Source organism: Corynebacterium sp. FDAARGOS 1242 (assembly GCF_016889985.1).
Taxonomy (GTDB): domain Bacteria; phylum Actinomycetota; class Actinomycetes; order Mycobacteriales; family Mycobacteriaceae; genus Corynebacterium; species Corynebacterium minutissimum_B.
Map to the genome: position 1 here is coordinate 614722 of NZ_CP069568.1, position 15516 is coordinate 630237.

Genomic DNA, 15516 nt, shown 5'->3' on the forward strand with positions numbered 1-15516 from the left:
ATTTTTCAGGCGGGATTCCGCCTGATCTATTCCTATATCTCTTCTTAGACCGTAGCGACCTCTTACGGAGGCGTTACGGTCTTTTTAAAGCGCAAATAATGTGCTTTGCGGGAGGTCACAATGATAGTCTGAGACGGTCCTGTCTATATGAGGCTGAATTTTCAGCCCCTTCAACGGTTCGTGAGGCTACTCTTTCGTGACACTCTTGTATGTCGTCCTCCTCGCAGCTGTCGCAGTGGCGCTTGCACCAGTAGCTGTCAAAGTTGCTGATCGCGCAGCCGGCTACCCGCTAGCCGGCATTTTTATTATCGCCGCGGCATTGTTAGCGCGAGAATTTCCTGCACTTGCCCGCGGAGACGAATTGTCCTACTCCGTGACGTGGGTCCGCGATGTCATCGCGCCCGGTGTCGACGTGAACCTCGCCTTTAGGGGCGATGCGCTGGGCATCTTCTTCGCCATGCTGGCACTCGTCATCGGTGCGGTGGTGTTTTGCTACTCCGCAGCGTACCTGCCTAAAGGCAAAGGAAACGTCAGCTTCTACGTGCTGATGACAGCGTTTACGCTGTCCATCCTGCTGCTGGTGTTGGCGAATGACGTCGTGGTGCTCTTCCTCGCCTGGGAGCTTGTGTCGTTGGCGTCGTTCATGCTCATTGCGCGCAGCGGCAAGTCTGGTGAGGCAGGGTCACAGCGCACGCTGATTCTCACCTTCGTCGGTGGTTTGACGCTGCTGACGGGTGTAGCGATTGCCGCCACGGCAGCAGGAACCACGAACCTTGAGGGAATCTTGGCTTCTGAGGTGTGGTCGCAGCGCCCCGGCCTGACCACCGGTGTGGCAATCCTCATCGCGCTGTCTGCCTTCACCAAGTCAGCGCAGTTCCCCTTCCACTTCTGGCTTCCTGAGGCCATGGCGGCGGCCACACCGGTGTCGGCCTTTCTGCACGCGGCGGCCGTCGTCAAGGCCGGTGTGTACCTGCTGATTCGCTTCTCCACTATCTTCCACGACGTTGCGGCGTGGAATTGGTTGCTCATCGTGGCCGGTATGGGAACGGCCGTCATGTCGGCCGTCTTCGCGGTCCAGAAGACGGACCTGAAGAAGCTCACTGCTTACTCCACCGTTTCCCACCTGGGTTGGATCGTGGCCACCATCGGTGTTGGAACGCCGTTCGCCATCGCCGCGGCGCTGGTTCACACCCTGGCGCACGCACTATTTAAGTCCTCCATCTTCATGCTCATCGGCGTCATCGATCATGAGGCTGGTTCCCGCGACATCCGCCGCCTAGGAGTGCTGTGGAACAAAATGCCGTGGACGTTTGGCTCCATGCTCATCGGTGCGGCGTCGATGGCGGCAGTACCGCCGCTCTTTGGCTTCGTATCCAAGGAAGGAATGCTCACCGCATTCGAGGAGGCGCCGATTGGCTCGGCAGGCCAGATTGTTCTTCTCATCGTCGCAGGCATTGGCGCCTTCTTTACCTTCACCTACTCGGCCAAGATTGTCTTTGGCGCCTTCTTCGACGGCCCACGCGATATGTCGAAGACCCACGAGGCTCCGGTGCGCCTGTGGCTGCCGGCAGCACTGCCGGGAGTTATGTCTGTGCCGATTGTCTTTTTCATGGGCATGCTTGATGGCCCGCTCGATAAGGTCGTCGCTGCTATCGGCATGGAGGGCCACTCACACTTGGCCTTGTGGCATGGTTTCAACGTTCCGTTCGCTATTTCGGCGGTTGTGCTCATCGCTGGCGTGGTGGGCGTGCTGTACCGCAAGCCGCTGTGGTCGGCGATGGAGGAGCGAGAGCTCTTGCCGCGTACCGGTAATGACGTCCTGAAATGGATTCAGGGAGTGTGCGCCAAGTTCGGCCGCTTCGTTGGCCGTATGTCTGATACCCACAACCCGTCGCTGTTCATCCTGCCGATTATCTTCCTCATTATTCTTCTGGCTGGTGCGACGCTGCTGTCCGACGGCGTGGATGGCGTCGCTCTTAACCCGCGCGTCGAAGGCCTGGATAACCCGTGGGATCTCTTGCCGCTCGGCATCATTGCGCTATCCATGATTGGCCTGGTTCGCACGAAGAACCGCCTCACAGGTGCGGTGATGATTGGTACAGCCGGCACAGGCGTGACCCTGCAAATGTTCCTTCTGGGTGCCCCGGACGTAGCGCTGACCCAGTTTACGGTGGAGGCTCTGTCCGTCATCGTCATGATGATGGTGCTGCGCTACCTCCCGGAGAAATTCCACCCGGTGTCCCACAAGGGCCGCCAGACTGGTGCTATCATCATCGCGGTCTTGGCAGGTGCCGCAGCGTTCCTCGGCGTATGGGCGCTTATGGGCCGCCACGAGCGTTCGGACCTGGCAATGTGGTATCTCAACAACGCGCCGGACATTACCGGCGGCGACAATGTCGTGGCCACCATCATCGTGGAGTTCCGTGCACTCGATACCCTGGGCGAGCTCTCCGTGCTGGGTATGGCCGCCGTGGTCATTGCTGCGGTGACCTCGACGCTGCCGCGCTTCCCGTTTACCTCGGGTACGCGTCCGGCACCGTTTGGACAGTCGCAGCTCAACTCGGTGCCGCTGCGCAAGGGCATTGCTCTGACTATTCCGATTCTGGTGGTTCTGTCTGTCATCGTCTTCTACCGTGGACACCAGGCCACCGGCGGTGGCTTCCCGGCAGCCCTCATTATGGGCGCCGCTATCGGTTTGACGTATCTCTCGCGCGGTACGGATGAGATTGTCTTTGGCCGTATGACGCCGATTCACCTCACCGGCATCGGCATCATCGTCGCGTTGACTGCGGGTTTCATCGGCTACATTCCGACCTCGCACAATGATGGCGGATTCCTTACCGCTATCCACGGTCACGCGCTGGGACAGCACTGGACGACGTCCCTCATCTTCGACCTGGGTATTTATCTCGCCGTTCTGGGCATGCTTACCATGGCGATCAACGCCCTCGGCGGCTACCTGCGCCCGGGTACGGAACGCGACTTCCTGCCGTGGGTCCATGATGACGATTCGGCGTTGCCGAACACGCCACGCGTAGTGCTTGACGACGTCGACGATCCTTACCCCGAATCCATCAATCCATCCTCCGATCCGGAGGCCCTGCTGAATGACGCCCAGGCACGCCAGCGCGTGTCCTCGCCTCACTTCACCCCGGCTGGAGAGGAGAAGAACTCATGATTCTCGCATTGACTATCGCGCTGCTCATCGGCAGCGCCGTCTACCTCATCCAACAGCGCAGTCTCGTGCACATCGTGCTGGGCATGATGGCTTTTGGCCACGGTGCGAACCTGACCCTGCTGGCTACTGGTGTGTACTCCTACCGCGGTGAGTCCTTCCCATCGCAGGTTCCGATGGAGCAGATGGGAGATCCGCTCCCGCAGGCGTTCGTCCTGACTGCTGTGGTTATTTCCATGGCTACTTCGACGATCCTGTTGACGTTGGCTGCCATGGGCGCCAACGATGACACGGATGTTGCTGAACCTGTGGATGACAACACCATTGACCATGCCTTCTCCACGCTGGGTCGTGACACCCAAAACCGTGCGATCCTCGAGCGCTCGGCGAACAAAATGGACCGTTTGAAAGAACTCGACCAGGAAGGAGAGAAGTAAATGTCTGACACCGTAAGTGCTCTCCTCCCGCTTTTTGCTGCGGTACCACTCGTGTCAGCGGCCTTGGCGCTGTTGGCGCCGTGGCGACGCGTGCGTGATGCCATCATGTTGATTGTGCCGGGCATCGGTATCTTCGCAGCCTTCGCTTTGCTGCTCTACACCATGAACAATGGCGTCGTTGCCCACAACGTGGGTAACTACCTCGGAAATGCGGGTATTGCCTTCGCCGCGGATACGTTCTCGGCGTTGATGATTGTGACGACAATGATCGTTGCTTTCGGCGCCAACTGGTTCGCCATCGTGGGTGGTGAGACCAAGTCACGCTACTACCCATCGCTCACGCTCATTCTGATTACCGGCGTGTGCGGCGCATTGTTGACCGCGGATCTCTTCAACTTCTTCGTGTTCATCGAGGTCATGCTCTTGCCGTCCTATGGCCTCATCACCATGTCTGGTACGTGGTCACGTCTAGCCGCTGGCCGTGCCTTCGTGCTGGTGAACCTGTTTGCCTCCACGTTGCTGGTTGTCGGTGTGGGCTACATCTACTCCGTCACCGGCGTCGTGAACCTTGGCGCTCTGAAGGGCGCTGCGGCGGGCAATGGCCCAGTGACGGTCGCCGCCGGCATCATCGTTATTGCGGTAGCAGCCAAGGCCGGTGTCTTCCCCGTGCAGAACTGGTTGCCGCGAACCTACCCGGGAACCTCCGCCGCGGTGATGGGCTTGTTCTCGGGCCTACACACTAAGGTCGCGGTCTACATGCTGTACCGCTTGTGGGTCCAGCTTTTCGATATGGACGAGCGCTGGGGCGTGCTCATCATCGTCGTGATGATCATTTCCATGATCGTCGGCGCCTTCGGTGGCTTGGCTGAGAACTCCATCCGCCGTGTGCTGGGTTATCAGATGCTCAACGGTATGCCGTTCATCCTCGTCATGATGGCCTTCACCACGCACGATGCCCAGCGCGCATTGGCGGCTGGTATCTTGTACACGATTCACCACATGCTGACGGTCGGCTCGCTCATTCTGGCTGCAGGTGCCATTGAGGAGACCTACGGCACGGGCCGCCTCAACAAGCTCTCCGGCTTGGCGCGGCGTGACCCTATCATCGCGTGGATCTTCGCTGCCGGTGCCTTCTCTGTCGTGGGCTTCCCGCCCTTTTCCGGCATGTGGGGCAAGGTCCTCATCGTGGCCGAAGTGGCACGCACTGGTGGGGGATGGGCCTGGACCGTTATCACGGTGATCATCATCGCGTCCTTTGCCGCCTTCCTGTCCATGCTGCGCGTCTGGCGCCGCGTGTTCTGGGGTAAGGACCTGCCCAAGGAAAAGGTGCCGAATGAATTGGTTATCCGCAAAAAGCTCATGGCGCCCTCGGCCGCCCTTATCTTGGGTTCGCTGACCATGTTCATCCTGTCTGGCCTCGTCATCGATGTCACCATGGCGGCTTCTGCGGACCTGCTCGACACGGAGGCTTATACCAACGCCGTGCTTGGCGACGACCCCGTAGCCCTACCCGATATCGACTCCATCCAGGAGGGCCGTTAAATGAAGACCGCTATGAACTCTGTGGTCTACGCAGTGTGGCTCATCAAGGAGATTTTCGTGGCTGGCTTTTCGCTCGCCCTTGAGTCCTTTAAGCCGCAGAACAACTACAATCCCGTCGTCGTGCGCTATCCGTTGCGGATAACGGGCGCGTGGGAAATCTTCTGGTTTACCTCTTCCATCACGGCGACGCCGGGCACCCTCTCGTTGGGCCTGCGCGAGCCAGTGCGGGAGGGCTTGCCGCGCATTGTGCTCGTGCAGGCAGTCATGGGCGATGACCCCGCCAGCGTCATGGCAGATCTCGCGCACATGGAGGAGCGCCTTGCCCCGCACGTGAAGGGCACTGATTATGGCGTGCCCGGCCAAGGACCGACCACCGAGCTGGCGGAGACCTTCTACGAATACCCCCTCGATACCCTGGGCCGGCATATGCGTGCCCCGGATATCGCGCAGACCGATGACACGCCGCTGGCCGCCCACGAGGTGGACAAGCGCCCTGTCCGGCCGCGGCGCCGCAGCGTGCCGCGCAAAGCCCGAAAGGAAGACAAGAAATGATCGATTTTTCCTCTTTCAGCGCCTTTCAATGGGTGGTCTTCGTATGCGTCTTCATCATGTGCGCATGCGTGTGTGCTGCACTGGGCCTCGCGCTGCGTTCGCGCGATGAGCTTACCCGCACCGTGATGAGTGACATGGTCTTTTACGGCATGATGTGCATGTACTTGGCCTGGGCCATGACGAACCACGCCTCCATCGTGTATGACATCGCCATGCTTGCGGGCATTGCCGCCGGTGTGCTGCCTACGTTGTCCATGGCCCGTATCATTTCGAAGGGCAGGAGGTAGACCATGACTATTGCAGAAATCATTGCCAGCGTGTTGTTGGTACTGGCCACCATTCTGGTGATTGCTACGGTTATCGCCCTGTGGCGCGCCCCCGATGCCCTGACTCGAGTCAACCTGCTGGGCCCCACCGTGGGGTTGGCCGTGCCGCTGTTGCTCCTAGCGAAGCTCATCGTGGATTTCTCCGAGAACGGGTTCTCCCTGTGGTCGCTGGTTCGCGTTCTTATCGCCTGCTTCGGCGTGTGGATCATCGGTTCGGTGGGTTCGTACTACATGGGCCGCTCCATCTATGGCGTGACGGTCACGGACGTCAAGTACGCCAAGCGTATGCATAAGCGTGCTGGCACAGTTGAGGCCAGCGACGAGGACGTATAGACAGGATAGGATTAAACACATGAAGCTCATCACTGCCATCGTCAAGCCGTTCACGCTGCCGGATATCCGCGAGGCCCTCGAACAGCACAACGTCCACGGTCTCACCGTTACTGAGACCCAAGGCTTTGGCCAGCAGCGTGGCCACAGCGAGGTCTACCGCGGCGCCGAATACGCCACGGACTTCGTGCCCAAGGTCAAGCTGGAAATCGTCACCTCGGATGACCAAACAGAAGAGATTATCTCCGCTGTCGTTGATGCTGCCTACACCGGCAAGATTGGGGACGGCAAGATTTGGATCACCCCGGTCGAGGACATCATCCGCGTGCGCACCGGCGAGCGCGGCGAGTCGGCCCTCTAAACCTTGCCTACTGCCGCCCAACTGCGTGAGGAGGCCTTCGCGGCAGCCAACCGTCTCACGCAGTCCCTTGTCCTACCACCAGGCTGTGCCTTAGCGGCCACCGGGTCTTTTGCCCGCCGCGCTATGACACCGTTTTCGGACCTTGACCTTATCCTCCTGCACCCGGAGGGGACGACGCTGTCCGACGACGTCGTTTCAGAAGTATGGTATCCCATTTGGGATGCCAAGTACCGACTCGATTACGCGGTGCGCACCCCGAGTGAATTCGCCGCTATCGCCGGCTCTGACCCCGCGGCGGGTTTTGCCCAGCTAGACCTAGCATTCGTTGCGGGGGATAAGCAGCTTGTCGATTCCACCCGGGCCCAGGTTTATGCCACGTGGCGCCGCCTCCTGCAGCGCAATTTTGATGCTTTTGTTGATATCGCCATCGCGCGCTGGCGCCGCTCCGGCACTCTCGCCACGATGACCCACCCGGACATCAAGAACGGCCGTGGGGGATTGCGTGATATCCAATTCCTTCGAGCTTTGGCCCTTGGCAACCTTACGGACGTTCCCCCTCTGGAGGCCGAAAGGGCCTTGCTTCTCGACGTCCGCACGCTCCTCCACGTCACCGCCCGCCGCCACCGCGACGTACTCGATCCCGAGTTCGCCGCCGAAATCGCGCAGCAGTTGGGTTTTGCCGACCGTTATGAGTTGTCCTCCGCTGTGGTGACGGCCGCTGCAGCAGTGGACAAGGCGATGGAGAGGGCACTGGCGACGGCACGAGGGGTCGTCGCCAAGCGCAGCCCTAGCCGCTCCCGCAAACCGTTGGATAGTGGCGTCGTTGATGCCGGTGGTGAAATCCGCCTTGCCCGCACCGCTGACCTGACTGAGCCGTGGCTGTTGCTGCGCGTAGCAGCGGCGGCAGCGCGGTCGGGTCGACCGGTAGCTGACAAGGTCTGGGAGCAGCTTCGCGAACTCCCCGAGCTTCCCGAGCGGTGGACAGCCGCGGCGACGGATTCTTTCTTCGCTCTGCTTTCTTCACCCGTGCACACACCTCGTCTTATCCAAGAGATGGAGGCACATGGTTTGTGGGAGAGGATCGTCCCCGAGTGGGCACATATTCGGGGGCTCCTACCGCGGGAACGCACGCATGCGCACACGGTGGACTATCACTCAATTCTTACCGTGGCCCGTTGTGCCGATGCGCGCACCTCCGTCGCACGGCCGGACTTGTTGCTGCTGGCAGGGCTCTATCACGATATTGGTAAAGGCTACGGCCGCCCACACTCGGTAGTAGGTGCGGAAATGGTGGCCCGGGCCGCCGCGAAGCTACGTCTTGACCTTGCGGACCGGTCGCGAGTGCAAACCGTGGTGGCGGAGCACACCACACTCGCGCGTATCGTTTCGCGCACGGACCCGCAGTCCGACGCTGCTCGTGACGAGCTCCTGGAAGCTGTGCGCTACGACTACCTGACCCTTGCACTCCTCGTCGCGCTGGCGCAGGCGGATGCGGAATCAACGGGGCCCGGGGTATGGAATCAGCGCTTGGCCCGCGGCATTGAGACGGTCAGTCGCCGCGCCTTTGACCAGCTCGAATCTCTGCGCCCGACGAAACCCTGGGTGGCCGCCGACCGGGACATGGGGTTGCGGTACAACCCAGAAGACGACATCTTTACCGTGGTGTGGCGCGGCAACTATCAACGCGAAGCCGTGCGAGCGCTCGCGCTCATCGCGGCCTTCGGATGGTTCATCGTGTCATCGCGCCTCGTGCGCACCGCGGAAGGCTATGCCGGCGAATTCGATGTGCGTGCCCTGCAGGGCAGAATCGACCTGGTTTCGGACGAGCAGCGCCTTATTCAGGCCTATAAATCAGGAACCCACTCTGTGCTGCCGCCGTTTGTCCCAGGGCCCGCAACCGCGATGTGGACTGGAGGTATCTTTGAGATTCGCATCGACGACTACACCGGCACCCTCGGTCATGTGTTGTCGCTGTTGCCTGATTGCGAGTGGCTGTCTACCACCACGCCGGGCTCCACGATGGTGCTTCATGCGCTTCCAAGTAAGGACATTCCTCGCGCGGCGCTGGTCCGGAATGTGACCCAAGCACTGGTCAACGGCTAAGCTGGGGGAGTTAAAAATTATCGACGATAGTTGAGGGAGCACTCCGACGTGTTTGAGTCTTTGTCTGACCGCTTGCAATCAGCCCTGTCAGGCCTGCGCGGCAAGGGCAAACTGACCGAGGCAGACATTAATGCCACCGCGCGCGAGATCCGCCTCGCGCTGCTGGAGGCCGACGTCTCGCTGACCGTCGTTCGCGGCTTCATCAAGCGCATCAAGGAGCGCGCCGCCGGCGCTGAGGTTTCTGAGGCACTGAACCCGGCGCAGCAGGTGGTCAAGATTGTCAATGAGGAGCTCTTCGAGATTCTCGGTGGCGAGACCCGCCGCCTGAACTTGGCAAAGAATCCTCCGACGGTCATCATGCTTGCCGGCCTCCAGGGTGCAGGTAAGACCACCCTGGCAGGAAAGCTCTCCAAGCACTTGGCCTCCAAGGGCCACGCTCCGATGCTGGTGGCGTGTGACCTTCAGCGCCCGGGCGCGGTGCAGCAGCTGCAGATCGTCGGTGAGCGCGCAGGCGTCGATGTCTACGCCCCGGATCCGGGTACCTCCCTCGATTCCCACGAGCATGAGATGGGTACGTCGCACGGTGATCCGGTGGACGTCGCCAAGCGCGGTATTGAAGAAGCCAAGCGTACGCAGCACGACATCGTCATCATCGATACCGCCGGCCGCCTCGGCATCGATGAAACCTTGATGACGCAGGCCCGCAACATCCGCGATGCGGTTAACCCAGACGAGGTCCTCTTCGTCATCGACTCGATGATCGGTCAGGACGCCGTCCAGACCGCCGAGGCTTTCCGCGACGGCGTGGATTTCACCGGTGTCGTCTTGACCAAGCTGGATGGCGACGCTCGCGGTGGTGCGGCGCTGTCCATCCGTGAGGTAACGGGCAAGCCCATCATGTTTGCGTCGACGGGTGAGAAGCTCGATGACTTCGACGTCTTCCACCCGGAGCGCATGTCCTCGCGCATCCTGGGCATGGGTGACCTGCTCACACTTATTGAGCAGGCGGAATCCAAGCTGGATCAGTCCAAGGCGGAAGAAGCCGCCAAGAAGATGAGCTCGGGTGAGATGACGCTCAATGACTTCTTGGATATGATGCTCATGGTGCGCAATCTGGGGCCGATGGGCAACCTGCTCAAGATGATGCCGGGCGGCAACAAGATGAACCAGATCGCCGACATGGTCGATGAGAAGCAGCTCGACCGCATCCAGGCCATCATTCGCGGTATGACCCCGCAGGAGCGTGAAGATCCGAAGATCCTCAACGCCTCGCGTCGTAAGCGCATCGCCAACGGTTCTGGCGTGGCTGTCTCCGATGTCAACCAGCTCATCGAGCGCTTCAACGAAGCAAAGAAGATGATGAACCAGATGGCCGGCCGCTTCGGCATGCCAGGAATGGGTGGTGGGCGCTCGGCGACGAAGAAGAAGCCGAAGGGCCGCAAGGGCAAGAACGGCAAGCGCAAGCCACCGAAGCGCCGTGGCGGCGGTGGCGGCATGCCGGGAATGGGCGGCGGAATGCCGTCGATGCAGGAGCTGCAGAAGCTCCAAGAACAGATGGGCGGCGGAATGCCGGACCTCAGCGATATGAAGATGCCGAAGGGCATGGAGAACATCGACCTCAACAACCTCGACTTCGGTCAGGGCAAGAAGAAGTAGGCGATTTCCCAGGCAGCAATATATCCGACTAAAGTTGGATAAAACTGTTCTCGCGTGGAAAGGTCCTCACTGTGAAGGCCAGCCCTGTGGTGCGCCAGATGCGCCACGACATCACTACGAAACCGTTCATCGCCATCTGGGAGGTCACCCGCGCCTGCCAGCTGGTGTGCCAGCACTGCCGGGCCGACGCCCAGCACGACCCCGCACCGGGCCAGCTCACCACCGCCGAAGGCAAGGCGCTGCTGGATTCCCTGGCCAGCTACGACAAGCCACGTCCGCTCGTGGTGCTTACGGGTGGGGACCCGTTTGAGCGCGGCGACCTAGAAGAGCTCACCGCGTACGGCACGTCCCTGGGGCTCAACGTGTCGCTCTCGCCGTCGGTCACGCCGCGTTTGACGCGCGAGCGCCTCGAGGGCCTGCGCGCGGCGGGAGGGTCCGCGTTATCGCTGTCTCTCGACGGCGCGAGCGCTGCAACCCACGACTACTTCCGCGGCTTCTCCGGCATCTTCGACCGCACGATTGAAATGGCCAGCGTGGTCACCGACGTGGGCTTCCGCCTCCAAATCAACTCCACCATCACGAAGAACAACGTCCACGAGGCCCCGCAGCTGTTGGCGCGGGTCATCGAGATGGGAGCCAAGCTCTGGAGCGTGTTCTTCCTCGTGCCCACCGGCCGCGGTACGGGCCTGGAGGCGCTGACCCCGCAGGAGCGCGAGGACGCGATGCAGTGGCTGCACAGCGTGTCCACGCGGATTGCCATTAAGACCACGGAGGGGCCGCAATATCGGCGCATCGTCCTACAAGCCCAGCGGGGAGAGAAGTACGAGGGCGGCGAACTATACCGCTTCCTTACAGCGGAGACCGAGCGGATTTTGGGCCCCGATCCCCACACGCGCCGCCCGCGGCCGCCGATGGCCATCAACGCGGGCTCCGGCTTCGTCTTCATCGACCACGTGGGGGACGTCTACCCGAACGGCTTCCTGCCGCTGCACTGCGGCAATGTCAAGAATCACCGACTGCCGGACATCTACGCCAACTCGCCAGTGTTTAAGAAACTCAGGGACCCCAGCGCGTGGAGCGGCAAGTGCTCCGTGTGCGAGTTTGCCTCGGTATGCGGCGGCTCGCGGTCCACGGCTTTTGCCATGACGGGCGACCCGCTCGCGTCGGACCCTACCTGCGCCTACGTGCCCGAAGCTCTGCGCTAGCGGGGGACTACTAGATGGCCTTGCCGGCAGGGAAGGCAGGGTAGGGGACAGGCTGATTGCGCGTTGAGGTGGGCGCAGGAGTGGACTGCTGTGAATCGGCGGCTGCTGCTTGCGCCGGAATCTCCGGGGCTTCTTGTTGTACCGTTTCACCGTTGAGAATCGGCGTGATGATGTCACGGATGAGTGGGATCATGGAATCCGCGAAGGCCTTCGTGAAGTGGTGCATATCGCGGTAGACCATCACGTTGCCGATGACAACGGGGCAGTCGCCGGCATCGTTGCAGAACCACTTGGAGGTATCCACAGCCAGCATGTTCTGGTACTGGGACAACACTGCGGCACCAGGATCGTAGCTCTCGTAGACCTCCTCGAAGCGCATGCCACAGCCTAGGGCATCCTTGGTGGCAACGTAGCATTCATCGAATTTCAGACCGTTTCCTTCATCGTCAAAGCCCCACGGGTTATCGCGGAAACCTACGAAAGGAATCTCGTGCTTTGCCAGTTCATCCCAAAAGGCTTTGTAGCCTGGCGGAACCGCGTCAGGGCCGTGGCCAAATGGCTGACCAGGACGGGTAGAGTTCGACACCACCAAGGCCGGGTCAGCATCGATGATGCGCTGTACTGCATGTTTGCTCCATTCCGCGCATTCGGGCTTCACTGAGAGCTCATCGCCCAACTCCAGCGGGCAGCCCACGCGGGTGAGCGGGACGAGCTTAAAGCCCATCTCACGGCCCAAGTAATCCAATGCGGAGGAGTATTGCTCGGCATGGGAACCTCCCACTAGGAACACTTCGACATCGGAATCCATATCGCCAAAGACGCAAGGAGTTTTCCCGTCCCTGCGGGTTTCGAAAAAGAAGTCCGTGGGTTGGTCTTCCGGAATGAAGCACCAGTTATCCGCGACCGGCGGGGTAATACCGCGCGCCAGGATGGGATCAGGCTTAAACTCGACGTTATCGGGAGGCGTGATGCCATAGGGGAAGGTGGTTGCTCCTGGGTACAGTGCCGGATCCAGTACCTCAGCATTGGCCTCGTCCAAAGTACGTGCCCACAGTGGCTGAATAGCCACGAGCGCCACCGTGCAGGCGGCCACCACGACACCTCCAACACCGCGCGCAGCGCCTTTTCGGGTCCGCAGGTCAGCGAGGCCACGCTGGACCGGGAGGTCGTCGGCAAGCGGGCGTTGGCGGTGCTGACGCAGGGGCTTCTCGACGAATCGATGAGTCAGATCCGCTAGCCCCAGCGACACCGCGATGATGATGACGCCCAGCCACCATGGAGGAGTTTCCAGACCCAGAGCTACCGTAAAGATAATGAGCAGGGGCCAGTGCCACAGATAGAGTGGGTAAGCAATATCACCCAGCCAGCGGGAGATACGGGCGGTCAGTACTCGGGAGAGAGAACCACCGGAGCCGATGATGATGAGGACAGCGCCGCCAATCGGCAGCAGTGACAGCGGGCCGGGGAAAGCCAAAGTGTCGGAGATGACAAGGCCCGTGCAGGCCAGGGCAACCAAACCCACAGCAGTGGCGATGTTGGACAGGCGCTGCGGCATCTGCAGGCGCGAGCCATAGATTACGAGCACAGCACCTAAGGTGAGTTCCCACGCGCGCGACCACGTGGAGTAGTAGTTCTCCGGGGTTCCGAAGAGGCCGTCGCGGCTGGCGTAGGCGAAGGACGCGATGGTAACGACGATAAGAATGGGGCCAGCAATTGAATTGACGGTGGGGAAACGCTGGGGGGTAAGCCCAGTATTCTTCGGACGCAGCCGCATGAACGCCGCCAAACCAAGGGCGAACAGGATGCCGATGAGATAGAACTGGCCCTGCACCGCCATGGACCACATGTGCTGTAGGGGAGACGTCGTCGCTGATGCCGCAGCATAGTCGGCATTCTGGCGTGCCAACTCCCAGTTCTGGTAGTAAAAGACCGTCGCCGTAATTTGCTTTGTGAGCTCGGTGTTCATGAGCTCCGGGGCGCACAGTCGAACGAGGACATAGCTGGCGCCGATAACGAGCACTAAGGAAGGGACGAGGCGGCGAATCGTTCGCCAGATGGGCCACCACGGATTGAGGGAAGCATTCGGGCGTGCGGCGTAGCGAAGCTGGGAACCCAGGAAGAAGTAACCGGACAGCAACAGGAAGACGTCCACGCCACCCGACACTCGGCCGACGAAGACGTGGTAGATCACGACCAAAGCGATCGCGATGCCACGCAGACCGTCAAGGTCGTAGCGGTAGCGGAATCTAGATGGGGCTTGTTGAGTCATAAAAAGATCTATGTGTGGCAGCGAATTGACCGCATTACAGACTACCCCTTTCACGGGGAGGGGCATAATAGTGCGGCGAAAGGGTGGATTTCCTATTTTCCACCTGTATCGCTAAAGTTAGTGGGGTTGTCCGCGTATCGTGTGTGGATAACACTGACAACTTCATTTCTGCGTAACGCCGCAACCGCCTACGGACGGCCGGCACGTCACGCGCAGGATAAATCCAAGGGTTGAACCGGCGCGCCATTCTAGGCGCGTGTCTGCACTGCCCGGTGACTAGAAAAGGAGCCAATCATGGCTGTAAAGATTAAGCTGCAGCGTATCGGTAAGATCCGCAACGCTGAGTACCGCGTCATTGTTGCTGACGCCCGCACCCGTCGTTCCGGCAAGGCTATCGAGAACATCGGTATCTACCAGCCGAAGCAGGAGCCGTCCCTCATCAAGATCGATTCCGAGCGTGCACAGTACTGGCTGGGCGTCGGCGCTCAGCCGACCGAGCCGGTCCTCGCTCTGCTCAAGGTGACCGGTGACTGGCAGAAGTTCAAGGGCCTGCCGGGTGCAGAGGGCACCCTGAAGGTTGCTGAGGAGAAGCCGTCCAAGCTGGATCTCTTCAACGCTGCTCTGGCTGAGGCCAACAACGGCCCGACTATCGAGGCCATCACCGAAAAGAAGCGTAAGGCCAAGGAAGAGGCCGAGGCTAAGGCTGCCGCTGAGAAGGCTGCCGAGGAGGCCGCTGCTGCTGAGGCTGCTAAGGCTGAGGAGGAGGCCGCTGAGGCCGAAGAGTCCGAGTCTGCTGAGACTGAAGAGTCCGCAGAGTAATCGCACTCTACATACTTAATCCCCGCTTGCCTGTAATGGCCAGCGGGGATTATTTTATGCTTTGTTGTGATAGCGATGAGGATCCGAGGAATTCTCAAAGTCCAAGCCGCGAATGGCAGAGGCAAAGACGGCCTTCGCCATCTCCTCCCTTTGCTCATCTGATAGCGATGCCAAGTGGCCGCTCGTGCACAGGACGGTAAAGCCATGCACCGTAGACCACCCCGCCAAGCAATTGCGCATCATGTGCTTCCGGTCCGGGACCTGGCCGCATTCACGAGCGTATTGCTCCATGTAGCAATAAAAGTTATGCGCAGCTTGTACGCGCGGGTCCTCGTTAGGGCCGTCGGTCGCGGTTGCCAAGCCGCCAGGAATGTCGTAGCCACGTGAGGCCATCATGCATTCGAAGAAATCTGGCTCATCGAGGGCGTAATGGTAATAGGCAAAACCGGCTGCCATCATCTTGTCCACGATGGTGCCCTCAGTGTCCTGGAAGGCAGCGCTGAGACGTTCGATGAGCTCAGCGGTGGAGGCGTTTGCGACGGCGTCGAGAAGCTCGGCCTGGTCTTTAAAGTGGCGGTACGCGGCGGTGGGGGAGACTCCCACTGCACGGGTGGCCGCGCGAATTGTGACGGCTTGCGGGCCTCCTTCGCGGCCAAGGGTGATGGCCTCGTGGAGGATCGCCTCATGCAAATTTCCGTGGTGGTAAGGCTTAGAAGTGTTCACGATAGGACGATGCTACTA

Annotated in this window: 13 protein-coding genes; 11 read left to right on the top strand and 2 right to left on the bottom strand. The window is 60.5% G+C overall.

The genetic code is table 11. The features are described 5' to 3' along the window. The first annotated feature begins 196 nt into the window (after positions 1-196). The 10 genes from I6J72_RS02920 to I6J72_RS02965 all read left to right on the top strand — a co-directional run bounded on the left by I6J72_RS02920 (position 197) and on the right by I6J72_RS02965 (position 11687). Positions 197-3178, top strand: a complete 2982-nt coding sequence (locus I6J72_RS02920) for a DUF4040 family protein (RefSeq protein WP_204099858.1) — start codon at positions 197-199, stop codon at positions 3176-3178. Next, entirely contained in the window at positions 3175-3612 is a 438-nt protein-coding gene (locus I6J72_RS02925) for a cation:proton antiporter subunit C (protein ID WP_039675981.1), read from the top strand. The genes I6J72_RS02920 and I6J72_RS02925 overlap by 4 nt, the downstream gene beginning before the upstream one ends. Beyond that, a complete protein-coding gene (locus I6J72_RS02930; protein ID WP_204099859.1) occupies positions 3613-5154 on the top strand; it encodes a monovalent cation/H+ antiporter subunit D family protein in 1542 nt (513 codons plus the stop codon). Next, complete coding sequence (locus I6J72_RS02935) at positions 5155-5706, top strand: monovalent cation/H+ antiporter subunit E (protein WP_239107475.1); 552 nt, start codon at positions 5155-5157, stop codon at positions 5704-5706. Next, positions 5703-5993: a cation:proton antiporter gene (locus tag I6J72_RS02940; RefSeq protein WP_115022752.1), complete on the top strand. Its 291-nt coding sequence runs from the start codon at positions 5703-5705 to the stop codon at positions 5991-5993. Before I6J72_RS02935 ends, I6J72_RS02940 begins: the two co-directional genes overlap by 4 nt. Positions 5994-5996: 3 nt before the next feature. Then, entirely contained in the window at positions 5997-6365 is a 369-nt protein-coding gene (locus tag I6J72_RS02945; protein WP_039675976.1) for a Na+/H+ antiporter subunit G, read from the top strand. 19 nt (positions 6366-6384) lie between these two features. Further along, positions 6385-6723: a P-II family nitrogen regulator gene (locus I6J72_RS02950; protein ID WP_115022750.1), complete on the top strand. Its 339-nt coding sequence runs from the start codon at positions 6385-6387 to the stop codon at positions 6721-6723. Positions 6724-6726: 3 nt separating this feature from the next. After that, positions 6727-8826, top strand: coding sequence for a [protein-PII] uridylyltransferase (locus I6J72_RS02955; protein ID WP_204099860.1), 2100 nt, complete (start codon positions 6727-6729; stop codon positions 8824-8826). A 48-nt stretch (positions 8827-8874) separates the two neighbouring features. Beyond that, complete coding sequence (gene ffh, locus I6J72_RS02960) at positions 8875-10482, top strand: signal recognition particle protein (protein WP_204099861.1); 1608 nt, start codon at positions 8875-8877, stop codon at positions 10480-10482. Between the two features lie 98 nt (positions 10483-10580). Further along, the gene (locus I6J72_RS02965; protein ID WP_181815460.1) at positions 10581-11687 is read left to right on the top strand and encodes a TIGR04053 family radical SAM/SPASM domain-containing protein; all 1107 of its coding nucleotides are present in this window, start codon (positions 10581-10583) and stop codon (positions 11685-11687) included. A 10-nt stretch (positions 11688-11697) separates the two neighbouring features. On the opposite strand, the gene I6J72_RS02970 is transcribed toward I6J72_RS02965, so the two are convergent. After that, positions 11698-13956: an acyltransferase family protein gene (locus I6J72_RS02970; protein ID WP_204099862.1), complete on the bottom strand. Its 2259-nt coding sequence runs from the start codon at positions 13954-13956 to the stop codon at positions 11698-11700. Between the two features lie 294 nt (positions 13957-14250). On the opposite strand from I6J72_RS02970, the gene rpsP reads away from it, so the two are divergent. Continuing rightward, the gene (gene rpsP / locus I6J72_RS02975; protein WP_070669852.1) at positions 14251-14775 is read left to right on the top strand and encodes a 30S ribosomal protein S16; all 525 of its coding nucleotides are present in this window, start codon (positions 14251-14253) and stop codon (positions 14773-14775) included. Positions 14776-14829: 54 nt separating this feature from the next. Here rpsP and I6J72_RS02980 read toward each other — a convergent pair whose 3' ends face one another. Next, the gene (locus I6J72_RS02980; RefSeq protein WP_204099863.1) at positions 14830-15498 is read right to left on the bottom strand and encodes a TetR/AcrR family transcriptional regulator; all 669 of its coding nucleotides are present in this window, start codon (positions 15496-15498) and stop codon (positions 14830-14832) included. Between the last annotated feature and the right edge of the window lie 18 nt (positions 15499-15516).

Excerpts from the sequence above, each read along its gene's own strand:
- I6J72_RS02925 (WP_039675981.1), top strand. The coding sequence starts at position 3,175 with ATGATTCTCGCATTGACTATCGCGCTGCTCATCGGCAGCGCCGTCTAC.
- I6J72_RS02930 (WP_204099859.1), top strand. The coding sequence starts at position 3,613 with ATGTCTGACACCGTAAGTGCTCTCCTCCCGCTTTTTGCTGCGGTACCA.
- I6J72_RS02935 (WP_239107475.1), top strand. The coding sequence starts at position 5,155 with ATGAAGACCGCTATGAACTCTGTGGTCTACGCAGTGTGGCTCATCAAG.
- I6J72_RS02940 (WP_115022752.1), top strand. The coding sequence starts at position 5,703 with ATGATCGATTTTTCCTCTTTCAGCGCCTTTCAATGGGTGGTCTTCGTA.
- I6J72_RS02945 (WP_039675976.1), top strand. The coding sequence starts at position 5,997 with ATGACTATTGCAGAAATCATTGCCAGCGTGTTGTTGGTACTGGCCACC.
- I6J72_RS02950 (WP_115022750.1), top strand. The coding sequence starts at position 6,385 with ATGAAGCTCATCACTGCCATCGTCAAGCCGTTCACGCTGCCGGATATC.
- I6J72_RS02965 (WP_181815460.1), top strand. The coding sequence starts at position 10,581 with ATGCGCCACGACATCACTACGAAACCGTTCATCGCCATCTGGGAGGTC.
- I6J72_RS02970 (WP_204099862.1), bottom strand. The coding sequence starts at position 13,956 with ATGACTCAACAAGCCCCATCTAGATTCCGCTACCGCTACGACCTTGAC.
- rpsP (WP_070669852.1), top strand. The coding sequence starts at position 14,251 with ATGGCTGTAAAGATTAAGCTGCAGCGTATCGGTAAGATCCGCAACGCT.